The 22,294-nt window shown below is 67.0% G+C and carries 19 protein-coding genes; 10 read left to right on the top strand and 9 right to left on the bottom strand.

The window, feature by feature from the left end:
- Nucleotides 1-6 precede the first annotated feature (6 nt).
- Both CEY09_RS23450 and CEY09_RS23445 read right to left on the bottom strand, forming a co-directional pair.
- Nucleotides 7-303, bottom strand: a complete 297-nt coding sequence (locus CEY09_RS23450; RefSeq protein WP_006226868.1) for a hypothetical protein — start codon at nucleotides 301-303, stop codon at nucleotides 7-9.
- On the bottom strand, nucleotides 303-935 hold the full coding sequence (locus CEY09_RS23445; protein ID WP_088590478.1) for a LysE family translocator: 633 nt from the start codon (nucleotides 933-935) through the stop codon (nucleotides 303-305). Before CEY09_RS23445 ends, CEY09_RS23450 begins: the two co-directional genes overlap by 1 nt.
- Before the next feature lie 273 nt (nucleotides 936-1,208).
- Here CEY09_RS23445 and CEY09_RS23440 point away from each other — a divergent pair, with 273 nt between their 5' ends.
- Nucleotides 1,209-2,033, top strand: a complete 825-nt coding sequence (locus CEY09_RS23440; protein WP_006226870.1) for a DUF72 domain-containing protein — start codon at nucleotides 1,209-1,211, stop codon at nucleotides 2,031-2,033.
- 18 nt (nucleotides 2,034-2,051) lie between these two features.
- Here the strand turns inward: CEY09_RS23440 and gorA are convergent, their stop codons facing one another.
- Nucleotides 2,052-3,410 carry a glutathione-disulfide reductase gene (gorA, locus tag CEY09_RS23435; protein WP_088590452.1) on the bottom strand — a complete coding sequence of 453 codons (1,359 nt, stop codon included), beginning with the start codon at nucleotides 3,408-3,410 and terminating at the stop codon, nucleotides 2,052-2,054.
- Between the two features lie 163 nt (nucleotides 3,411-3,573).
- Between gorA and CEY09_RS23430 the strand changes: the two genes are divergently transcribed.
- Nucleotides 3,574-4,197 (top strand): LysE family translocator, encoded by a 624-nt coding sequence (locus CEY09_RS23430; RefSeq protein ID WP_006226872.1) that lies wholly within the window; start codon nucleotides 3,574-3,576, stop codon nucleotides 4,195-4,197.
- A 22-nt stretch (nucleotides 4,198-4,219) separates the two neighbouring features.
- Here CEY09_RS23430 and aceE read toward each other — a convergent pair whose 3' ends face one another.
- Both aceE and nirK read right to left on the bottom strand, forming a co-directional pair.
- Nucleotides 4,220-6,883 (bottom strand): pyruvate dehydrogenase (acetyl-transferring), homodimeric type, encoded by a 2,664-nt coding sequence (gene aceE / locus CEY09_RS23425; RefSeq protein WP_088590451.1) that lies wholly within the window; start codon nucleotides 6,881-6,883, stop codon nucleotides 4,220-4,222.
- A 183-nt stretch (nucleotides 6,884-7,066) separates the two neighbouring features.
- Nucleotides 7,067-8,149 carry a copper-containing nitrite reductase gene (nirK, locus tag CEY09_RS23420; RefSeq protein WP_006226874.1) on the bottom strand — a complete coding sequence of 361 codons (1,083 nt, stop codon included), beginning with the start codon at nucleotides 8,147-8,149 and terminating at the stop codon, nucleotides 7,067-7,069.
- A 194-nt stretch (nucleotides 8,150-8,343) separates the two neighbouring features.
- On the opposite strand from nirK, the gene CEY09_RS23415 reads away from it, so the two are divergent.
- Nucleotides 8,344-9,117 carry a Crp/Fnr family transcriptional regulator gene (locus CEY09_RS23415; protein WP_088590450.1) on the top strand — a complete coding sequence of 258 codons (774 nt, stop codon included), beginning with the start codon at nucleotides 8,344-8,346 and terminating at the stop codon, nucleotides 9,115-9,117.
- Nucleotides 9,118-9,121: 4 nt separating this feature from the next.
- Here the strand turns inward: CEY09_RS23415 and CEY09_RS23410 are convergent, their stop codons facing one another.
- Together CEY09_RS23410 and CEY09_RS23405 are read right to left on the bottom strand one after the other, a co-directional pair.
- The gene (locus CEY09_RS23410) at nucleotides 9,122-9,928 is read right to left on the bottom strand and encodes a formylglycine-generating enzyme family protein (RefSeq protein WP_088590449.1); all 807 of its coding nucleotides are present in this window, start codon (nucleotides 9,926-9,928) and stop codon (nucleotides 9,122-9,124) included.
- 105 nt (nucleotides 9,929-10,033) lie between these two features.
- Nucleotides 10,034-12,319: a nitric-oxide reductase large subunit gene (locus CEY09_RS23405; RefSeq protein ID WP_088590448.1), complete on the bottom strand. Its 2,286-nt coding sequence runs from the start codon at nucleotides 12,317-12,319 to the stop codon at nucleotides 10,034-10,036.
- Nucleotides 12,320-12,551: 232 nt separating this feature from the next.
- Here CEY09_RS23405 and CEY09_RS23400 point away from each other — a divergent pair, with 232 nt between their 5' ends.
- The gene (locus CEY09_RS23400; RefSeq protein ID WP_006226879.1) at nucleotides 12,552-13,010 is read left to right on the top strand and encodes a MarR family winged helix-turn-helix transcriptional regulator; all 459 of its coding nucleotides are present in this window, start codon (nucleotides 12,552-12,554) and stop codon (nucleotides 13,008-13,010) included.
- Nucleotides 13,007-13,714, top strand: a complete 708-nt coding sequence (locus CEY09_RS23395; protein WP_088590447.1) for an aspartate/glutamate racemase family protein — start codon at nucleotides 13,007-13,009, stop codon at nucleotides 13,712-13,714. The genes CEY09_RS23400 and CEY09_RS23395 overlap by 4 nt, the downstream gene beginning before the upstream one ends.
- A gap of 5 nt (nucleotides 13,715-13,719) precedes the next feature.
- On the opposite strand, the gene CEY09_RS23390 is transcribed toward CEY09_RS23395, so the two are convergent.
- Nucleotides 13,720-14,430 (bottom strand): Crp/Fnr family transcriptional regulator, encoded by a 711-nt coding sequence (locus CEY09_RS23390; protein ID WP_006226881.1) that lies wholly within the window; start codon nucleotides 14,428-14,430, stop codon nucleotides 13,720-13,722.
- Between the two features lie 163 nt (nucleotides 14,431-14,593).
- Between CEY09_RS23390 and CEY09_RS23385 the strand changes: the two genes are divergently transcribed.
- From CEY09_RS23385 to CEY09_RS23365, 5 genes are all read left to right on the top strand, one after another.
- Nucleotides 14,594-16,285: an acyl-CoA synthetase gene (locus CEY09_RS23385; RefSeq protein ID WP_088590446.1), complete on the top strand. Its 1,692-nt coding sequence runs from the start codon at nucleotides 14,594-14,596 to the stop codon at nucleotides 16,283-16,285.
- Between the two features lie 42 nt (nucleotides 16,286-16,327).
- The gene (locus CEY09_RS23380) at nucleotides 16,328-18,097 is read left to right on the top strand and encodes an acyl-CoA dehydrogenase (protein ID WP_088590445.1); all 1,770 of its coding nucleotides are present in this window, start codon (nucleotides 16,328-16,330) and stop codon (nucleotides 18,095-18,097) included.
- A gap of 228 nt (nucleotides 18,098-18,325) precedes the next feature.
- A complete protein-coding gene (locus CEY09_RS23375) occupies nucleotides 18,326-19,336 on the top strand; it encodes an ABC transporter substrate-binding protein (RefSeq protein ID WP_088590444.1) in 1,011 nt (336 codons plus the stop codon).
- Between the two features lie 95 nt (nucleotides 19,337-19,431).
- Nucleotides 19,432-20,184 (top strand): ABC transporter permease, encoded by a 753-nt coding sequence (locus CEY09_RS23370; protein WP_088590477.1) that lies wholly within the window; start codon nucleotides 19,432-19,434, stop codon nucleotides 20,182-20,184.
- Nucleotides 20,172-20,912 (top strand): ABC transporter ATP-binding protein, encoded by a 741-nt coding sequence (locus CEY09_RS23365; RefSeq protein WP_088590443.1) that lies wholly within the window; start codon nucleotides 20,172-20,174, stop codon nucleotides 20,910-20,912. Before CEY09_RS23370 ends, CEY09_RS23365 begins: the two co-directional genes overlap by 13 nt.
- A 42-nt stretch (nucleotides 20,913-20,954) precedes the next feature.
- Here CEY09_RS23365 and CEY09_RS23360 read toward each other — a convergent pair whose 3' ends face one another.
- Nucleotides 20,955-22,181, bottom strand: a complete 1,227-nt coding sequence (locus CEY09_RS23360; protein WP_088590442.1) for an MFS transporter — start codon at nucleotides 22,179-22,181, stop codon at nucleotides 20,955-20,957.
- Between the last annotated feature and the right edge of the window lie 113 nt (nucleotides 22,182-22,294).

The raw sequence follows: 22,294 nt of genomic DNA, 5'->3' as shown, positions 1-22,294 counted from the left end.
CCGCGGCTAATCCACCAGCCCGCCCAGCACCAGCACCGCCAGCACCAGCCAGAAGAGAAATCCGATGATGGAGCGGCGCAGCAAGGCCTTGACCGCCGCCCACAGGAACATCAGGCCCAGCACCAGCAGGACGAAGTTGAAGATCGACGGGCTCATGCCCATCGCGCCGGCCAGTCCGGAATAGAAGTCGCCCAAGGCGCCGCCCAGGCCGCCCAGCAGCCACTTGATGCCCGCAACGATGCCGCGCAGCGCTTCGCCGAGCATGCCGCCCAGCGACGCGAAAAAGCCGCTATCGTGTTCCATCAGCGGCGCGTATCCATGATCATGCGCACGGCCAGGCCCGCCAGCACCGTTCCCATCAGCCAGCGTTGCACGACCATCCACAGTGGACGGCCCGCCAAGAAGCCGGCGATCGATCCGGCCATGATGGCGATGACGGCATTGACCGACAGGCTGACCACCACCTGCGTCATGCCCAGCGCCAGCGACTGCGTGAACACGCTGCCGTGGTCGGGCTGGATGAATTGCGGCAGCAGCGACACGTACATCACCGCGATCTTGGGATTCAGCAGATTGGTCACCAGGCCCATGGTGAACAGCGTCCGCGGGCTGCTCTTGGGCAGTTCGCGCACCTGGAACGGCGAACGGCCGCCCGGCCGGATCGCCTGCCACGCCATGTACAGCAGGTACAGCGCGCCGCCGATGCGCAGCGCGTCATAGGCCAGCGGCACCGTCAGCAGCAAGGCGGTGATGCCGAAGGCGGCGCACAGCACATAGAAAATGAACCCGACCGCCACGCCGCCCAGTGAGATCAGACCCGCCTGGGGGCCTTGGGAAATAGAGCGGGACACCAGGTAGATCATGTTGGGCCCGGGCGTAAGCACCATGCCCAGCGCAACCAGGGCGAACGTCAGCAGATGAGTCAGGTCAGGCATGATGAGCCGGCGGGCGCCGGGCGAAGTCGGATTGAAGGCATACACGTTATCGCAAAACTGTACCGGAACAGGGATTTTTTGTCGTAGGCAAAGACGCAAGGTGTTTGCTGGCATGAAGGCAAACTCCAGAAGTTCGCAAAGGGTCGGATTGCCGTATCGCGAATACGACAGCCGCGCCAGTGTTACTTCCTGTTCCGGGCCTGCACGCTTTACGCCGGCATGGGCGCGGCGATACAGTGGTCGGGTTCGTCCGATTGCATGGAGCACCTGGACATGCCGCAGCGTCACCCGTCCGTGGTGGGCAGTTCCCCCCGTATCCGCGTTGGCATAGGAGGCTGGACCTACGCGCCCTGGCGCGGCCCGTTCTACCCCGAGGGCCTACCCCACGCGCGGGAACTGGAGTACGCCAGCCGCCAGCTGACCGCCATCGAAATCAACGGCACCTATTACAGCACCCAGAAGCCGGCAACTTTCGCCAAATGGCGCGACGAGACGCCGGAGGGGTTCGTGTTTTCGCTCAAGGCGTCGCGCTACGCGACCAACCGCCGCGAATTGGCCGGCGCCAAGGATTCGATCCAGCGCTTCGTGAACAGCGGCATTGCCGAACTGGGACCTAAGCTGGGCCCGGTGGTCTGGCAGTTCGCCCCCACCAAGACCTTCAACGCCGAGGACTTCGGCGCCTTCCTGGAATTGTTGCCGGACAAAGTCGACGGCCTGAAGCTGCGCCACGTGCTGGACGTGCGGCACGCCAGTTTCGCCTGCGACGAATACCTGGAATTGGCCCGCCGCCACCGCGCCGCCACCGTCTACACCGACAGCGAAGACTTCCCGGCCATCGCCGACCGCACTGCCGATTTCGTCTATGCGCGCCTGATGCGCGCCAGCCCCACCTTCAAGGCGGGTTATGCGCCCAAGGTGCTGGATGCCTGGGCCGAGCGCCTGCGCACCTGGGCGCGCGGGGCCGACCCGGCGGACCTGCGCCGCATCGGGCCTGACCCCTCGGGCGCCGCGCGGCCGCAGGACGTCTACGCGTTCTTCATCAATGGCGCGAAAGAACGCGCGCCGGCGGCGGCGCGCGCCATGATCGAACGCCTGTAGCGCTCCGCCGGTACCGCCTTATTGCGCGACCGGGGTGCGCAGCGTGACGAACTCTTCGGCCGCCGTGGGGTGGATGCCGATGGTGTCGTCGAATACCTGCTTGGTCGCGCCCGCCTTCAGCGCCACGGCGATGCCCTGCACGATTTCGCCCGCGTCGGGGCCCACCATGTGCACACCCAGCACGCGGTCGGTCTTGGCGTCCACGATCAGCTTCATCAGCGTTTTTTCCTGCGACTCGGTCAGCGTCAGCTTCATGGGCCGGAAACGGCTTTCGAAGAGCTTGACCTCGTAGCCGGCCTCGCGCGCCTCTTCCGTCGTCATGCCCACCGTGCCAATGTTCGGCAGGCTGAACACGGCGGTCGGGATCAGCTTGTAATCCACCTTGCGGTATTCCTCGGGGCGGAACAGGCGGCGGGCCACGGCCATGCCTTCGGCCAGGGCCACCGGGGTCAGCGGCACGCGGCCGATGACGTCGCCAATCGCCAGGATGGAGGGCTCGGCGGTACGGTATTCGTCATCCACCTCGATGAAGCCGTCTTTCTTCAGCTTGACGCCGGTATTTTCCAGGCCCAGGTCATCCAGCATCGGACGACGGCCCGTGGCGTAGAACACGCAATCGGCCTCGATGACGGAACCGTCCTTCAGCGTGGCCGCCAGCGTGCCGTCGGCCTGCTTGTCGATGCGCGTGACTTCGGTGTTAAAGCGCAGGTCGATGCCCTTTTTCACCAGTTCGTCGCGCAAGTGTTCGCGCACGCCCTGGTCAAAGCCGCGCAGGAACAGCGGGCCGCGGTAGGCCTGGGTGGTCTGTGCGCCCATGCCGTTGAAAATCGAGGCGAACTCCACGGCGATGTAACCGCCGCCCACGACCAGCACGCGACGCGGCAGCGCCTTCAAAAAGAAGGCCTCGTTCGAGGTGATGGCGTGTTCCTTGCCCGGGATGTCCGGCACCTGCGGCCAGCCACCGGTGGCCACCAGGATGTTGGCGGCGCTGTGACGCTGGCCATTGATCTCGACCGTATGCGGGTCGACGATGCGGGCGTGGCCTTCCAGCAGCGTCACGCCGCTATTGACCAGCAAATTGCGGTAAATGCCGTTAAGGCGCTCGATCTCGCGGTTCTTGTTGGCGATCAGGGTGGGCCAGTCGAACGACGGCTTGCCGGCGGTCCAGCCAAAACCGTGCGCCTGCTCGAAGTCCTCGCTGTAGTGGGCGCCGTAGACCAGCAGCTTCTTGGGCACGCAGCCCACGTTGACGCAGGTGCCACCCAGGTAGCGGCTTTCCGCCACCGCCACGCGCGCGCCGAAGCCCGCCGCGAAACGGGCGGCGCGCACGCCGCCGGAGCCCGCGCCGATCACAAACAGATCAAAATCGAATGCCATGGTGTTTCCTTCGCGAGAAGCCTTGCGGCCACGCGTTCACTGTCCGGGAAAACCGTATTTAACACCACCCGGCGCCGGGGCATTCCCAAAGCGCGGCGATTGGCCTACAGTCACCGGCACGGCTGCCCGGCAGCCCCCCTACCCCCATCGGAGCGCGAGTCCCATGTCGCTTGAAACCTGGTTGGCCTTTCTGGGCGCATCCGCCCTGCTCGTCATGTTGCCCGGCCCGACGATCCTGACCGTCATCAGCTATTCCATGGCGTACGGCAAACGCGCGCGCCTGCCGCTGGTGCTGGCCGTGGCGCTGGGCGATTCCACGGCCCTCGTGCTGTCGCTGCTGGGCTTGGGCGCCCTGCTCAAGGCCTCTGCCTTCTGGTTCACGGTGGTCAAGACCGCCGGCGGGCTGTATCTGCTGTATCTGGGCTTCAAGCTGCTGCGCGCGGGCGTGGCTCCGGCCTCGCTGCCCGTGGCCACCGCCGCGGCCTCGCGCTGGAAGCTGTTCGCCAACACGTACCTGGTGACGGCGTTGAACCCCAAGGGCATGATTTTCTTCGTTGCCTTCCTGCCGCAGTTCATCGACCCGGCGGGCGACGTGACGCGCCAGTTGTGGATGCTGTCGGCCACGTTCGTCGCCTGCGCCGGCATCAACGCCGCCGCCTATGCGGTGTTCGCGGGTTCTGCCAGCCGGCTGCTGGCGTCGCCCCGGGCGCAGCGCGGCTTCAACCTGGGCGGCGGCGCCATGCTGTCCGCAGCCGGCGTCTGGGCCATGCTGGCGCGCCGGGTCTAGCCCCGACGCGCCTCCTGCTCCCCTACGGCAAGGCGGCGGAAACCGCTTCCGCGTCGATGCCGTAGCGGGCGATGGCGTCGGCCGCCTTCGCCCGGTCGATCAGACCGTCGTCCGCCAATGCCTTCAAGGCCGCCAGCGCGATGTGATGGCGGTCCACCCCAAAGAAGGAACGCAGCGCCTGCCGCGTATCCGACCGGCCGAACCCGTCCGTGCCCAAGGTCACATAGCGGCGGCCCGCCATGAACGGCCGGATCTGCTCGGGCACCGTCTTCATGTAGTCGGTGGCCGCCACGACCGGACCGATGCTGCCGGCCAGCGCGGTTTCGGCGTAGCCGCGGCGCGCGTCCTCCAGCGGATGCAGGCGGTTCCAGCGTTCGGCCTCGTGGCCGTCGCGCCCCAGTTCCGAATAGCTGGTCACGCTCCAGACGTCGGCCGCCACGCCGAAGTCCTGCTGCAGCAGATCTGCGGCGGCCAGGGTCTCGCGCAAGATCGCGCCGCTGCCCAGCAATTGCACCCGCAGCGCGCCCGGCCCCGCCTCGCGCAAGCGGTACATGCCCTGCAGGATGCCGGCCTCGGCGCCCGCCGGCATGGCCGGATGCGCGGTCTTCTCGTTGATCAGCGTCAGGTAGTAGAAGACGTCTTCCTGATCCTGGTACATGCGGCGCATCCCGTCCTGCACGATTACCGCGATCTCATAGGCGTAGGCAGGATCGTAGGCACGGCACGACGGAATGACCGAGGCCAGCACGTGGCTGTGGCCGTCATCGTGCTGCAAGCCTTCGCCTTCCAGCGTGGTCCGCCCCGACGTCGCGCCCAGCAGGAAGCCGCGTGCGCGGATGTCGCCCGCCGCCCAGGCCAGGTCGCCCACGCGCTGAAAGCCGAACATCGAATAGAAGATGTAGAACGGAATGGTGGCAACACCATGCGTGCTATGGGCGGTGGCCGCCGCGATCCACGACGACATGGCGCCCGACTCGTTGATGCCTTCCTGCAGGATCTGGCCCTTGCGGTCTTCGCGGTAGACGCTGAGCTGGTCGGCATCCTGCGGCGTGTACAACTGCCCCACGTGCGAGTAAATGCCTACCTGCCGGAACATGCCGTCCATGCCGAACGTGCGCGATTCGTCCGGCACGATCGGCACCACGCGCGGGCCGATCTCCGGGTCTTTCAGCAATTGCGCCAGCACGCGCACGAACGCCATCGTGGTGGAAAACTCGCGCCCGTCACTGCCCTTCAGGTGCGAGGCGAACGCGTCCAGCGCCGGCGTGGCCAGCGGGCCGGGCCCGGCCGGACGGCGGGGCAGATGGCCGCCCGCCCGCGCGATGGCGGCGTCGAAGTAGGCCTGTTCCGCGCTGCCCGGCGCGGGCTTGATGTAGGGAATCTGCTCCAGCTGATCGTCCGGCACCGGAATGGCAAAGCGGTCGCGGAACGCGCGCACGGCCGGGTCGGCCATCTTTTTCTGTTGGTGGTTGGTGTTCGCGGCTTCGCCGGCCGCGCCCATGCCGTAGCCCTTGACGGTCTTGGCCAGGATGACGGTGGGCTGGCCGCGATGCGCCAGGGCCGCCGCATAGGCGGCATAGACCTTGGCCGGGTCATGCCCGCCGCGGTTCAACGCGCCGATCTCGTCATCCGACAGATGGGCCACGCGTTCCAGCAGCACCGGGTCCGCGCCAAAGAAGTGTTCGCGCACATAGGCGCCGCCGCGTGCCTTGAACACCTGATACTCGCCGTCCACGCACTGCATCATGCGGCGGCGCAGGCGGCCGTCGTGGTCCTGGGCCAAGAGCGCGTCCCAGCCGGCGCCCCAGATTACCTTGATGACATTCCAGCCAGCGCCGCGGTACACGCTTTCCAGTTCCTGGATGATCTTGGCGTTGCCGCGCACCGGGCCGTCCAGCCGCTGCAGGTTGCAATTGACCACGAAGATCAGGTTGTCCAGCTTTTCGCGCCCGGCCATCGCCACGGCGGCCAGCGTTTCGGGCTGGTCCTGCTCGCCGTCACCCAGGAATCCCCAGACCTTGCGGCCTTGCTCGGGTATCAGTTCACGGTCCTCCAGATAGCGCATATAGCGCGCCTGGTAGGCGGCCATCAGCGGCCCCAGGCCCATCGACACCGTCGGGAACTGCCAGAACTCAGGCATCGTGCGCGGGTGCGGATAAGACGCCAGGCCGCCCCCGCCGATCTCGCGGCGGAAGCGGTCAAGCTCGGCTTCCGAAATGCGGCCTTCCAGATAGGCACGCGCGTAGATGCCCGGGGCTGAATGGCCCTGGATGTAAAGCATGTCACCCAGGAATTCCGGCGTGGCTGCCCGGAAGAAATGGCGGAAGCCGGTTTCGTACAGCGTCGTGGCCGACGCATAGGTCGCGATGTGGCCGCCCACGCCTGAGGTCTTGCCCGCGCGCAGCACCATGGCCATGGCATTCCAGCGCAGGTAGGCGTCCAGGCGCAGTTCGACCCCCAGGTCGCCGGGAAACCCGCCCTGCGCGGCCGCAGCGATGGAGTTCACGTAAGGCGTGACGCCCGGCGCCGCGTAGCGGCCGTTGGCCGCGCGGTCCTGGTTGATCAGTTGATCCAGCAAATAGTGCGTGCGCGGCAGGCCCTCGTGGGCCAGCACGGCCTGCATGGCTTCCAGCCATTCCTGGGTTTCCTGCGGGTCGGCGTCGATCGGGTCGATCGGGGTGTCCATGGGCGTCCTCCTTTGGGTGCGTGGGCGGCGCCTGGTCGGGATAGCGGGCGCCGTCATTTCACATCGTGAATTGCAATTGCATAATGTGCAATTGCAATCGTAGGGAGGTTTTTTAACAATTGCAAGTGCAACTATTCACGCACAGCTGGGCGCCATGGCGGCGCCCTTGCCCGTCGAAGCCACTCAGCGCGGAATCGGCGCCGGCGCCTTGATCTGCTGCATCAGGTCGTTATTCCACTTGCCTTCGACCTTGATGTGCCCGGCCGCGCCCAGTTCAAAGGCTTCGATCAGGTTGTGGTTCAGGTATGCGTACACGCCCGGCTGCTTGAAGGTGTACAGCGCGGCCCCCGCCGAGCCGCCCCGGATGAACCAGGTTTCCAGGTTTTTCTGGGGCGGGTTGCCAAATTTGCCGGTTTCCCAGACCCAGTCGCCATGGCCCCCGATCAGATGGGGCCGCGTGTCGCGGTTGGCCTGCGAATGGATCAGCATCACGGTCTCGCCCACCTTGGCCGTCAAGGCGTTGTCGCCCATCAACGCGCCGACCTTGCCGTTGAAAACGATGTGCGACGGGGTCAACGTGCGCATGACTTCGAGCGTGTCCGCGTAGCTGTCGGCCAGCGTCGCGTAGTCCTTGTATTTGCCATTTTCGTCCTTGGGGATGTAGAGGTCGAACTCGCCGATGGTGTAGACGCGGTCGTAGTGCAGCGGCTTGCCGTCCGGGTCTTTCAAGCCGTCGCGCGGCAGCACCATCAAGGTGCCGCTCATGCCCGACACCACGTGCCAGGGCACCATGCCCGTCGGCGCACAGTGATAGACAAAGGTGCCGCTGCGGTCCGCCTTGAAGCGCAGCGTGGCCTGTTCGCCCGGGTTCACATTGGTCAGTTGGGCGCCGCCCAGCGCGCCCGTGGCGGCATGGAAGTCCACGTTATGCGGCATCGCGTTGGTGGCGGGATTCACCAGCGTCACCTCGACGTAATCGCCCTCATGCACGACCATCGTCGGGCCCGGCAACGACCCGTTGAACGTCATGGCCTGCAACGTGGTGCCCTTGCCGTCGATGACCATTTTCTTCTCTTCGATGGTCATGACGAATTCGATCACCTTGGGCCCCGACCGCGCCACCTGCTCGTGCGGATGGACAAGCGGCGGGGCAACCAGCGCGACCTTGGCGCGCGGCAACTGGTCGGCGTTCTGGGCACCGGCCAGGCCGGCTGCCAGCGTGAAAAACAAGGCCGTGGCGATCACGGTGGGACGCAAGGCATTCATGTGCAACTCCTCTTTCCGATTCTTCAACGCCGAGTCTGTCGGCAACTCCATTGAAGGCGTCGCGCACGCATCCTTCTTTGCTGTAGCGCAAACTCGCGGCCAGGCAATGCCCGGGCGCGCATTGCCGGTACGCGGCCGCGGTGTCACCATCAAGACGTGGAAATCTGCTCCGCCCTTTCAAACGGACCATCGCCATGCCATCGCCGCTTTGCCACGCCCTGCTACGCAACCTGGACTTGTTCAGGCCGCTGGCCGATGCGCAGTTGAACGCCGCGCTGCAAGACGCCGCGCCCTGTCGGCTTGAGGCCGGGGCCGTGGCGTATGCCCAGGGTGCACCGGGCGCACACTTCTTCGTGCTGCTGCACGGTTGCCTGAAAGTGGCCCAGGTCACGCCGGAGGGTGAGCAGATCATCGTGCGCTACGTCAACCCGGGCGACATGTTCGGGCTGGCCTGCGCCATGGGCCAGGCCTGTTATCCCGCTACTGTCCTGGCCGTGCAGGAAAGCGTGTGCCTGGCCTGGCCCGCCGCGGCCTGGTCCACCTTCACCGCCAGCCATCCGCAGCTGGCCGCCACCGCCCTGCACACGATGGGGCACCGTTTGCAGGAGGCGCACCAGCGCATCCAGGAACTCTCCAACGACGACGTCGAACAACGCGTGGCGCGCACGATACTGCGGCTGATCGACCAATCCGGCCTGCCTACCCGCGACGGCGTCGACATCGGCTTTCCCATCACGCGGCAGGACATCGCCGAGATGACCGGCACCACCCTGCACACCGTCAGCCGGCTGCTCAGCGACTGGAAACAGCGCGGCATCATCGGCGGCGGCGGGCGCATGCGCATCGTGCTGCGCTCGCCCGCCGCGCTGGCCCGCCTGTGCGGGCATGCCCCGTTGCCGGTGGATTGCGCCGCCTGCCTGTCGTGCCGCGCGGGCCCGTCCGCGGGCGTTGTTCCCGCCGTGCACTAAGCCCCTAGCCGGTTTCCATCACCAGGCGCAGGCCCAGATTGGCCGGCGGCACGCCCACGGAACACGCGCCGTTCCTGGGGTTGCGGATGAAGTCCGGCAGATAGGCGATATGCCGGCCCGCCGCGACGCGGATGCCGCAATTGCCCTCGCCGGCCGTCTCCTGCGGATCGTCCAGCGCCGCCGTCAACTCGCGACGCACATGGCAATCCGACGTCCAGTCCCACACGCTGCCTGCCATGTCCTTCACCCCTCTGGCGTTGACGCCGTACGCGCCGAACGCGCGCACCTCGCCGTCCGCCTGTCCGCTTGCCTGTTGCGCATATTCCGCCAGCCAGCGCTGCGCGGGATCGTCGCGGTCGGGAAATGGTTCGACCGCCGTTTCGCGGAACGCTTCGCCCGCCGCATAGGCCCATTCGGCATAGGTCGGCAAGCGAAACCGCTGGCCGGTGCCGGCCGACAGCCAGGCAGCGTAGGCGTCGGCATCAGCCCAGCTGATGCCCACCGCCGGCCGGTCGGACGCCGACGCTCGCCGTTGTTCCGCATCTAGCGGCTTGCACGCGCCCGCGGCTACACACGACGCATACTCGGCCTGGCTGACCTGGCGCGTCATGATGGAAAAACCTTGGGGAAAGCGCGCAAGCCGCGGCACGGGCGTTGCGGGATAGCCGTTTTGCAGCACCTCGCCAGGCGGCACGTGGCGCAGTTCACCCGGTGGCAGGCGGGTCAGTTCCGGCACGGCAAGGCGGGCCCGGTCGGCGGGCCCGCAGGCAGTCATCAGCAAGGACAGGACCGCGAGGCAAAGCAGGCGCATGGAAGGCTCCGGAGGCCCCGCGCCGACCTGGCGCGGGCAAGTCTCCATTGAACCGGCCGATGCGCGCAGCCACGTTGCGCTGGCGCAAAGTCGGGATCGTCTGCCCTACCCTTGCGCGGTCCCGGCCCGCAGGCGCGGTTCTGCCAGGGCGGGACGGGCGCTCAACAATCCCAGGATCACCTGCATCACCATCGCCAGCGCGCCCAGCAGGAACACCACGTCGCCGAACGTGCGGCCCCAGCGCAGCGTCTTCAGCAGGTCCTGCTGCATGAAGGCCTCACTGCGGGCATACCAGAGCCCCTCGCTGACGCTGGCGTGGAACTGGATCAGGCCGATCGGCAGGAGGCTGGTGAAGATCATCAGCGCCAGGCCGATGTTCAAGCCCCAGAACGCCAGTTTCATCAAGCCGGGGCTTAGCGCGTAGTGCGGACGGATGTAGCGCAGCACCAGCAGGGTGAATCCCAGCGCCAGGAATCCATAGACGCCGAAGAGCGCCGCGTGCGCGTGTACCGGCGTGGTGTTCAGGCCCTGGATGTAATAGAGCGAGATCGGCGGGTTGATCATGAAGCCGAATACGCCTGCGCCCAGCATGTTCCAGAACGCCACGGCCACGAAGCACATCAGCGGCCACTTCAGGTCGGCCATCCAGGGCGCGCGCGACTTCAGGCGCCAGTTCTCCCAGGCCTCGTGGCCAAGCACGATCAGCGGCACCACCTCAAGCGCCGAGAAGCTGGCGCCCACGGCCATGACGGGCGTGGTGGTGCCCGCGAAATACAGGTGATGGAACGTGCCCGGAATGCCGCCCAGCATGAACAGCGAAGCCGAAGCCAGGCTGGCCGTCGTCGCCATGCGGCGCGACACCAGGCCCAGCGTCGAGAAAATGAATGCCAGCGCCGTCGTCGCGAACACTTCGAAGAAGCCCTCGACCCACAGGTGCACGATCCACCAGCGCCAGTACTCCATCACCGTCAGGTGCGTGCGTTCCCCGTAGAAAAAGCCCGCGCCGTAGAACAGCCCGATCGCGCCGACCGACGCCGTCAGCAGCGCCAGCAGGTTCTTGTCGCCGCCAGGCTTGCGCAAGGCGGGCACGATGCCGCGCAGCATCAGCACCAGCCAAAAGCAGATGCCGGCGAATTTGCCGATCTGCCACAGCCGGCCCAGGTCCACGTATTCATAGCCCTGATGGCCAAGCCAGAAGTTCAGGTCGGGCGGCATGACCTGCGCGATCGCCAGATAGTTGCCGGTGAACGACCCGACCACCACCAGCACCAGCGCCCAGAACAGGATGTCGACGCCCGCCTTCTGGAACTTCGGGTCGCGCCCGCCGTTGATCAGGGGCGCCAGGAACAGGCCCGCCGCCAGGAACCCGGTGGCGATCCAGAACAAGGCGCTCTGGATATGCCACGTGCGCACCAGCGAATACGGGAACCACTGGGACACGTCGATGCCGTAGAACTTCTGGCCTTCGACCGTGTAGTGCGCCGTGAAGCCGCCCAGCAGCACCTGGAAGCCGAACAACGCCACCACCAGGAACAGGTACTTGCCCAAGGCGCGCTGCGATGGCGTCAACGCGAACGTGGTGAGCGGATCGCGTTCAGGCGCCTGCGGCTCGTCTTCTTCTTTGCCGCGCAAGAACGCCCAGGCCCAGACCAGCAGGCCGATGCCCGCCAGCAGCACCACGACGCTGATGATGGACCACATGACGTTTTCGGCGCTGGGCTGGTTGCCGATCAGCGGCTCATGCGGCCAGTTGTTGGTGTAGGTGACGGTTTTCCCTTCGCGCTCGGTCGCCGCCGCCCACGCGGTCCAGAAGAAGAACCGGGTCAGCTGGGTCCGGCGCGCGGCGTCGGGCAAGGTGTTTTCCTTCATCGCGAAGCTTTCGCGGCTGCCGTGCAGCGCGGGCGCATCGGAAAACAGCTGGTCGTAGTAGGCGGCGGTCTGCGCGATGGCGCGCGCCCGGCGCGGGCTGACGGTCAGCGTGTCGGTCGCGGCATCACTGCGGTTGGCGCGGTATTCGGCCTTCAGCGCTTCGCGCAGGGCCGCCTGATCGGGCGGGGCCAACTGCGCATAGGCTTGGCCGTGCTGATCGCGCGCGGCCAGATCCAGCCAGGCCGTCAGTTCGCGATGCAGCCAATCGGCGGTCCAGTCCGGCGCCTGGTACGCGCCATGCCCCCAGACGGAACCCAGCTGCATGCCCCCCACGGATTGCCAGGCGGTCTGGCCGTCCAGGATGTCATCGCGGCCGAACAGGCGCGCGCCGTCGGCCGTGGCGACCGTGCCGGGGATGGGCGGCGCCTGCCGGTAGACCTCGCCACCGTAGAATCCAAGCAATGCGAACGTGATCGCCACCACGGCGATCAACGTGAACCATAATTTCCGATACGGACCCATGATGGGAACGCCCTCCAGTGTTGCGGTTAGTGGGGTACGTTCCCTTATGCGAATTCCGTGCCAGGAAAAAGCAGCGTCAAATCAAACGCTTGAATTCGGAAAGGTAATTTTGACCTCGACCGGAAAGGGTATAAATCACTGTCCACAGGTTCTTTCTACCCTGACACGCCGGGCCCTGCCTTCTACAATCGCCGGCTGCATCCCTGTCTTTCAATCAAAAGGAATCGACCGCATGGCCACGGGCAAGCCCGACGCGTGGAGCCTCTTCCTGACCGCGCATGCGCTGGTGGTAGAGGAAATCGAAAAGCGGCTGTCGGCCGCCGACCTGCCGCCGCTGGCGTGGTACGACGCGTTGTGGGCGCTGGAACGCGCGCCCGATGGCACGGCGCGCATGTTTGAAATGGCCGAACGCATGGTGATCGCGCGCTATAACCTCACGCGCCTGATGGACCGCATCGAAGCCGCGGGCCTGGTGGAGCGCTTCCGGTCCGACGAAGACCGGCGCGCCACCTACGCCCGGCTCACGCCCAAGGGCCGCGCGCTGCGGCTCCAGATGTGGAAGGTGTACGGGCCCGCCATCGACGAACTGTTCCTGTCGCAACTGCCCGCCTCGCAGCAGGCGGCGATGGCCGAGAGCTTCCGCCAAATCGCCCGCCACGTGCGCGCCTTGAACAAGGAGTCTTCAGAATGAACGCCACGCCGCTACACATCGGCATCGTCGCCTGCTCGGCCGAGGGCGCGGCGCTGTGCTATCGCACGCTGTGCGCGGAAGGCGCGCAACGCATGGGGCCGCACGCGCACCCGGAAATCTCGCTGCACACCCATTCGCTAGCCGACTACGTGGTCTGCCTGGACCGCGGTGACCTGCCCGGCGTGGGTGCGCTGATGCTGTCGTCGGCCGACAAGCTGGCGCGCGCGGGCGCGGATTTCCTGATCTGCCCGGACAACACCATCCACCAGGCGCTGGCCCATGTGCTGCCGCAGTCTCCGCGGCCCTGGCTGCACATCGCCGAGGAAGTCGCCACCGAGGCCGTGGCGCGCGGCTATCGGCGCATCGGCATCCTGGGCACGCGCTGGCTGGTCGACAGCGACGTTTATCCCGACAAGCTGGGCGCGCAAGGCCTGGACTATGTGCGGCCCGGCCAGGAAGACCGCAGCGCGCTCGCCCGCATCATCATGGATGAACTGGTCTACGGCGTGTTCAAACCCGAATCGGTGGCGCGGCTTCAAGCCATCATCGGCAACTTGCGCGATGCCGGCTGCGACGCCGTGGTGCTGGGCTGCACCGAGCTTCCGCTGGTGCTGAACGACGGCAATTCCGCGTTGCCCACGCTGGACTCCACCCGTATTCTGGCGCGCGCCGCCTTGACGCGCGCCCTGCAGCCGCCCCGCTAGGCGGCTCAGATCTGATCCAGGCCGTATTGCCGCAGGCGGTCCAGGCCCAGCACCTTGATCTGGTTGTACGCCAGCGCGAGGATGCCCTGGTCGGCCAGCGCCTGCAACGCCTGGTTGACCCGCTGGCGCGACAGGCCGGTCAGATACCCCAGCTCTTCCTGCGAAATCGCCAGGGTCAGATCGGTGGACGGATACAGCTGCGGATTGAACAGCTGTGCCAGCGACTGCGCCACGCGCGCATCGGCATCCAGCAAACGGTGGTTCTGGATGGACGCGATGAATTCACCCATCCGGTCATTCAACTGGCCGATGACAAAGTGCGAAAACGGCAGGCTGGCCGACAGCAGCGCGTGAAACGTCGCGGCCGGCACCAGCATCACCAGCGACGGCTGGATCGCCACCACATCGTATTTGCGCAGTTCGCGCTTGATGACGCTGCCTTCGCCGAACCAGCCGCCCGGCGGCACGCCCGAGAACGTGCAACTGCGCCCGGACTCGTTGTAGATCGCCAGTTTCAGCAAGCCGGCGTGCACGCCCAACCAATAGTCCGAGGGCGCATTGCGCCGCGCGATCCAGGCGCCGCTTGCCACGTGTTCGGCGCGCGCAGTCGCCAGCACCAGATCCTGGTGGCGGCCGTCCAGTGCGCCGAACCAGGCGCAGGCCCGGAACAGGCGGGACAGTTCCGGGGCGGAAACAATGTTTGAAACGTCGGTCATGGGCAGAACCGTGTAAAACTGGAGTTTGCAGGGTCGACCGGCGGTCTGTCATGCAGGCGACAGACAGTATTTTCCGGCGCGCCCTAAGCTCACGCAAGCGACGGGAATCAAGGTTCCCGAAAATAGATAAGGGGCGCCTGCCCGCCCCGCTCGGAGACAACGCATGAGCAGCATGTTCGACCACGGCCTGGCGCGCCGCGACGCCAACTATGAAGCCTTGACCCCGGTGGATTTCATCGCCCGGGCGGCGGACGTCTACGGGCACCGCCTGGCGGTGGTGCACGGCAAGGTGCGCCGCACCTGGGCCCAGACCTACGAGCGCGCCCAGCGGCTGGCCAACGCGCTGGCGAATGCCGGCATCCGGCGCGGCGACACCGTCGCGGTGATGCTGCCCAACATCCCCGCCATGGTCGAAGCGCACTTCGGCGTGCCCATGCTGGGCGCGGTGCTGAACACCCTGAACACCCGGCTGGACACCCCCAGCGTGCTGTTCATGCTGGGCCACGGCGAGGCCCGCGCGCTGATCGTCGACACCGAATACGGCGACGTCGCCCAGCGCGCCCGCGCGGAATTCCCGCACCTGAAAATCGTGTCCGTGCACGATCTGGACAGCGCCCCGGCCACGCTGCCCGGCGCCACCGACTATGAAGCGTTCCTGGCCGACGCCCCCGCTCACTACGACTGGAAGCCGCCCGCCGACGAATGGGACGCCATTGCGCTGAACTACACGTCCGGCACCACCGGCGACCCCAAGGGCGTGGTCTACCACTACCGCGGCGCCTACATGAACGCGGTCAGCAACATCCTGGAATGGGACATGCCCAAGCATGCGGTCTATCTGTGGACCCTGCCGATGTTCCACTGCAACGGCTGGTGCTTCCCGTGGACGGTTGCCGCGCGCGCCGGCGTGAACGTGTGCCTGCGCAAGTTCGATCCCAAGACCGTGTTCGACCTGATCCGCGACGAGGGCGTCACCCACTACTGCGGCGCGCCCATCGTGCAAAGCGCGCTGGCCAATGCGCCGGCCGAGATGCGGGCCGGCATCACGCACACGGTGCGCACCATGGTGGCGGGCGCCGCGCCCGCGCCGGCCGTCATCGCCAAGATGCGCGACATCGGCTTCGAATTGACGCACGTGTACGGCCTGACGGAAGTCTACGGACCGGCCGCCGTCTGCGCCCGCCAGGAAGCCTGGGACGCGCTGGACGACGAGCGCCGCGCCCTGCTCACCGCGCGCCAAGGCGTGCGCTACCACTTGCAGGCGGGCATCTCGGTACGCAACCCCGACACGATGGAAGAAGTGCCCGCCGACGAACAGACCGTGGGCGAGATCATGTTCCGCGGCAATATCTGCATGAAGGGCTACCTGAAGAACGAACGCGCCACCGAAGAGGCCTTCGCGGGCGGCTGGTTCCATACCGGCGACCTGGGCGTGATGACGGCCGACGGGTACGTCCGCATCAAGGACCGCAGCAAGGACATCATCATCTCGGGCGGCGAGAACATCTCCAGCATCGAAGTCGAAGACGCGCTGTACCGCCACCCTGCCGTCGCCGCCGTGGCGGTGGTGGCCATGCCCGACCCCAAGTGGGGGGAAACGCCGTGCGCCTTCGTCGAGCTGAAGGCCGGCTGTACCGCCACCGCCGAAGAGATCATCGCGCACTGCAAGCTGCTGCTGCCCGGCTTCAAGGTGCCCCGCGCCGTGCGTTTCGGCGAACTGCCCAAGACCTCCACCGGCAAGATCCAGAAATTCGAACTGCGCGCCGCCGTCGGCGCAACCCGGGCCATCGACGTGGCCGACCCCGATTCCAGATCCGATTCCAAACCGGATTCCAAACCCGATCAGGCCGGCTGAACGCCGTCCCCGCACAACCCTGAATCCAGGAGCTCCGACGCCATGACGTACCAAGCCCCCGTGAAAGACATGCTGTTCGTGTTGAACCATCTGGCCGGATTGCAGCAAGTCGCTGCCCTGCCCGGTTTCGAGGAGGCCACGCCCGACACCGCCCAGGCGGTGCTGGAAGAATCCGCCCATTTCGCCGCCGAGGTGCTGGCGCCGCTGAACCACCCCGCCGACCGCGAGCCCAGCGCCTGGCGCGACGGTGCCGTAACCACGGCGGCCGGTTTCAAGCAGGCCTTCCGCCAATACACGGAGGCCGGCTGGCAGGGCATGTCGCATCCTGTCGAATACGGCGGCCAGGGACTGCCCGGCCTGATCGGTTCGCCCTGCTCTGAAATGCTGAACGCCGCCAATCTGTCGTTCGCGCTGTGTCCGCTGCTGACCAACGGCGCCATCGAAGCGTTGCTGACCGCCGGTTCCCCCGAGCTGAAAAAGCGCTTCATCGGCCCCATGATTTCGGGCCAATGGACCGGCACGATGAACCTGACCGAGCCGCAGGCCGGTTCCGACCTGGCGATGATCCGCACGCGCGCGCAGCCGGTGGGCGACGGCACCTACCGGCTGTCGGGCACCAAGATCTTCATCACCTACGGCGACCACGACCTGACCGAGAACATCCTGCACCTGGTGTTGGCGCGGCTGCCGGACGCGCCCGAAGGCGTCAAGGGCATTTCGCTCTTCCTGGTGCCTAAATTCCTGGTGAACGAAGACGGCTCGCTGGGCGCGCGCAATGACGTCACCTGCGTGTCCATCGAACACAAGCTGGGTATCAAGGCCAGCCCCACCGCCACCTTGCAGTTCGGCGACGCGGGCGGCGCGCTGGGGTATCTGGTCGGCCAGGAAAACCGCGGGCTGGACGCCATGTTCATCATGATGAATGCCGCCCGCTATGCCGTAGGCGTGCAGGGCATCGCCATCGCCGACCGCGCCTACCAGCATGCGCTGGCCTACGCCGCGGACCGCGTGCAGAGCCGTCCGGTGGACGGGTCCTCGCGCGAGGCCGTGGCCATCATCCAGCACCCCGATGTGCGCCGCATGCTGGGCACCATGCGCGCCCTGACCGAAGCTGGCCGCGCGCTTGCCTACGTCACCGCCGGCCATGCCGACCAGGCGCACGCCCACCCCGACGCCGACGTGCGCCGCCGCCATCTGGCCGTCCAGGAATTCCTGGTGCCCATCGTCAAGGGCTGGTGCACCGAGATGTCCATCGACGTGGCCAGCCTGGGCGTGCAGGTGCACGGCGGCATGGGCTTCATCGAGGAAACCGGCGCCGCCCAGTACTACCGCGACGCCCGCATCCTGACCATCTACGAAGGCACGACCGCCATCCAGGCCAATGACCTCGTCGGCCGCAAGACGCTACGCGACGGCGGCGCCGTGGCCCAGGCCTTGCTGGAAGCCATCCGCCAGACCGAATCAGAACTGGAATCCCGCAGCGAACCTGCCGCCAATCTGGTGCTGAAGCCGCTGCGGCAGGCCCGGCTGGCGCTGGCGAACGTGGTGGACTTCGTGCTGGCCAACGCCGCCAGCGCGCCGAACGCCGTGTTCGGGTCGGCCGTGCCCTACCTGCTGCTGGCGGGCACCACGCTGGCCGGCTGGCAGATGGCGCGCGCGCTGCTCGTCAGCCTGGACCATCAGCAGGAAGATCCCGAGTTCCATCAGGCCAAGATCGCCACGGTGCAGTGCTATGCGCTGCACAAGCTGACCCAGGCCCCGGGCCTGGCGGCCGTGGTGCTCGGTTCCAAGGACTACGAGATCCAGCCGTAACCGCCCGGCAGCCGCATGACTAAAAGACCGCGATTTCGCGGTCTTTTTCATTGGGTTTTCATGGGTGAGTCTGCCGCTATTCCCCGTTCTGCGGCACCATTAAACATATAACCATAATGAATAAAGAATAAGAATAAACATATTTAAAATCATTAGGCGGACACCGGAAAACCCTTTGTCCGTAGGCAAAGCGCCAGCCGCATCAAGGCGCGACTCACAGGATTTCCCATGCTCCGCAAGCTCTTGGCTGTCACCGTGCTCTCTGCCGCCGCGTCCTCGCCCGTCTTGGCTGCGCCGCCGGCGCTGGAAATCGGCTATCTGCCCATCCTGCCCGATGCCCAGCTGTTCATCGGCCTGGAAGAAGGCAACTTGCAGGCCAAAGGCGCCCCGGCGCCCAAGCTGGTGCAATTCCAGAGCGGCCCGGCATTGACCCAGGCGCTGATCGCCGGCCAGCTGGACGCCGCCTATGTCGGCATCGGGCCCGCGCTGGTCGCACGCGCCAAGGGCGCGGACATCAAGGTCGTCGCCTCGAATATCGTCGAACAGGTCAATGTAGTGGCGCTGGGCCCGCTGGCCCCGTACTTCGCCTCCGGCGCCCCGGCCACGGCATTCGCCCGTTTCGCCAAGGACCATGGCCGCAAGCCCGTGCTTGCCAGCTACCCGAAGGGCGCCGTGCCCGAAGCCGCGCTGCAGTATTGGCTGCGCAACCAGATCAAGGCCGATCCCGCCAGCGTGGAACTGATCTACCAGGGCGAAGCCCAGATCCAGCAATCGCTGCTGACGGGCGCCATCGACGGCGCGGCCATCCTGGAGCCCACCGTCACCACCGTCCTGACCCGCGCCCCGGAGTCCCGCGTCGTGGCGCGCGGTTCACAACTGTTCCCGAAACAGCCCGGCGCCGTGCTGCTGGTGCGCGAGAAGCTGATCGCCGACCACCCCGACACCGTGCAGCAACTGGTGAACGCGCATCTGTCGGCCACCGCGTTGTTGAAGAACGATCCGGCCAAAGCCGCAGGCTACGTACAGAAGTACGTGGGCGGCGGCCGGCTGGACCGCGGCCTGGTGGAAAAAGCCATCCGCAACTCGCATGACCAGTTCGTGGCCGACCCGCACGCCATCGTCGACGCCACGGCCGAACTGCAGACGTTCCAGGCGACGCTCGGCACCGTCGAAGCGCCCCCGGTCGACGTGAAGCAGTTGTTCGACACCCGCTATTACGACAAGGCCGCCAAGCCATGAATCAGGGAATCACCCCGGCAATCAACCCCGCAATGAGCCCGGCCACGCCGCCGGTCGCCGCGCCTGCCGCCGGGCGCAGCGGCCCGCCGCCGTGGATGGCCGCCGCGCGCCGGGCCGCCTACGGCATCGCCGGGCTGATCCTGTTCATCGGCATCTGGAAAGCCGCGCTGGTCTGGGAATGGGCGCCGCGCGGCACCCTGCCCGACCCCTTCGCGTTGCCCGGCACGCTGGCCCAGGAATGGCAATCGGGGCGCCTGCTGCCTGCCATCGGCTCCAGCCTGATCCACTATTTCTGGGGGCTGGCGCTGGGCACGGCGCTGGGCTTCGGCGTGGGCCTGGCCGCGGCCACGCTGCCGCGCTTCGACCTGACCCAAGCCTATCTGGCCCGCATCCTGCGCCCGATCCCGCCGCTGGCTTGGGTCGTGTTCGCCATCGCCTGGTTCAAGGTCAGCCACGCGGGCGCGGCCTTCGTCATCGCGATCGGCGTGTTCTGGGTGAACTACTTCGCCACCTACAGCGCCGTACGCAACGTGGACCCGCGCTACTACGAACTGGCCCGCGCGTTCGGCCATGGCGGCTATCTGGCGCGCGCGTTCTCGGTGACGCTGCCAGCCATCGCCCCCGGCGCCCTGTCGGGCGTGCGCACCGGCATCGGGCAAGCCTGGATGACGCTGATCGCCGCCGAACTGCTTGGCGTGCCCGGCATGGGCCAGGAGATGAACGCCGCTGCCGGCGTGGGCGCCTACGACGCCGTGGTCGTCTACATGCTGATCATCTCGCTGGTCTACACAATCTGCGACCTGGCGTTCTCCGCCGTTGAAGGGAAGGTGCTGCAATGGCGTCCGTGATCGAATTCTCCCAGCTGTCCTATCAGCATCCGGGCGCCGCCGCGCCGGTCATCCAGGGGCTGTCCCTGAACATCGAGGCGGGCAGCTTCGTCGCCGTGGTCGGCGGGTCGGGCGTGGGCAAGTCCACCCTGCTGCGCGCCGCCGCGGGCCTGACGGAACCCACGGCCGGTGCGGTCCGGTTCCAGGCGCAGCCGCGCCCGGGACGCCGCACGCGCGCCGTCGTGTTCCAGGACAGCCGCCTGATGCCCTGGCGCACGGTCGGCGGCAACGTCGGCTACGGCCTGGAAGGCCTGGGGCTGGACCGCGTGGAAAAGACGCAACGCATCGATGCCGCGCTACAGCTGACAGGCATGGGTGACTACGGCCGCCGCTGGCCCCACCAGTTGTCCGGTGGGCAGGCGCAGCGGGTAGGCATTGCCCGCGCCCTGGCCGTCAAGCCGGACCTGCTGCTGATGGACGAACCCTTCAGCGCGGTCGACGCCATCACCCGCCGCAACCTGCAGCAGGAACTGATCCGCGTCTGGCAGGCGTCCGGTGCCGCCGTGCTGTTCGTCACGCACGATATCGAAGAAGCGGTGTTCCTGGCCGACAAGGTCGTCGTGCTGGGCGGGCATCCCGCCAACGTCGTGGGCAGCTACGACATCGCCCTGCCGCGCCCGCGCGACCGCGGCGCGGCGGCGTTCGCCTCGCAGGTCGCGGCCATCGCCCATACGCTGGAACACCACTGATCGGCATGCCGGCACCAACGGGTCCCGGACTCAGCAACGGGTTCAGCACCGGGCCGCGTGCGCAGCCGCCTTCGTCGGCAGCGTCGCCGCCCAGAACAGCAACGCCGCCAAGCTGATGCCGGCGCCCAGCACACAGACGCCAGACCATCCCCAACGCGCATACACGGCCGTTGACGCGATAGCCCCCAACCCGCTGCCCACCGCGTAGAACATCATGTACGCGCCCACCAGGCGGCTATGCGCCTGCGCGCTGATGCTGAAGACCATCGTCTGATTGGTCACGTGCAGCGCCTGCAACGCCACATCCAGGATCAATACGCCCAGTGCCAGCGCCCACAGGCTGTGCTCCAGCAAGGCGATGGGCGCCCAGGCCAGGCACAGCAGCAGCAGGCCCGCGGCGGTGGTGCGCTGCTCCAGCCCGCTGTCCGCCCACCGGCCGGCGCGCGCCGCCATCAACACGCCCAGCACGCCCACCAGCCCGAACGCGCCAATCGCCGTGTGCGACAAGGAATACGGCGGCGCCGACAACGGCAACACCAGCGCCGTCCAGAAAGCGCTGATCGCCGCGAACATCAGCAACGCGATCATGCCGCGCACCCGCAGCACGGGTTCGCGCGCCATCAAGGCGTACAGGGAACGCAGCAATGCCCAGTACGACAGGTCGGCCACCGGCAGACGCCGGTGCGGCAAGCGGCGCGCCAGCACCCAGGCCAGCAAGGCGGCCAGCGCCGCCGACACCACATACACCGCGCGCCAGCCCCATGCATCCGCGACCAGGCCCGCCACCGTACGCGCCAGCAACAGGCCGATCACCACGCCGCCCTGCGCCGCGCCCACGACGCGGCCACGCTCGGCCGGCGCCGCCAAGGCCGCGGACAAGGCCAGCAAGCCCTGCGTCATCGCCGTGCCCAGCAGCCCCAGCGCCACCATGCCCGCCAGCAGCCACGGCGTGTTGCCCGCCAGCGCCACGGCGCCCAGCGCCAGGACCAGCAGCCCCAGTTGCCCGATCATCAGCCGGCGCCGGTCCAGCAGATCCCCCAGGGGCACGACGAACAGCAAGGCCAGGGCGCACCCCAGCTGCGTGGCGGTGATGACAATGCCCACGGCGCTGTCGTCCATGCCGAACTCCCGGCCGATGGCGTCCAGCAAAGGTTGGGCGTAATACACGTTGGCCACGCTCAGCGCACAGGCCACCGCCAGCAGCATGACCAGCCAGGTCGGCATAGGGCTGCCGGCATCGTGGGGGGAATCGTCGGATCGGGCGCGCATCGGATTTCCAATATGGTTTTATTACGAAACCAGAATGCTAGGGCTTTAGGTTTTATAATGCAACCATAAAGTCCGATCCGCTGTCCCCGTCATCCTCTTGCTAAAGGGCCCGA

Origin of the sequence: Achromobacter marplatensis (assembly GCF_002209535.1) — a bacterium.
GTDB classification, from domain to species: Bacteria; Pseudomonadota; Gammaproteobacteria; order Burkholderiales; family Burkholderiaceae_B; genus Achromobacter; species Achromobacter marplatensis.
The sequence above is the reverse complement of the archived record's forward strand: the minus strand, read 5'-3'. Positions and strand labels throughout refer to the sequence as shown.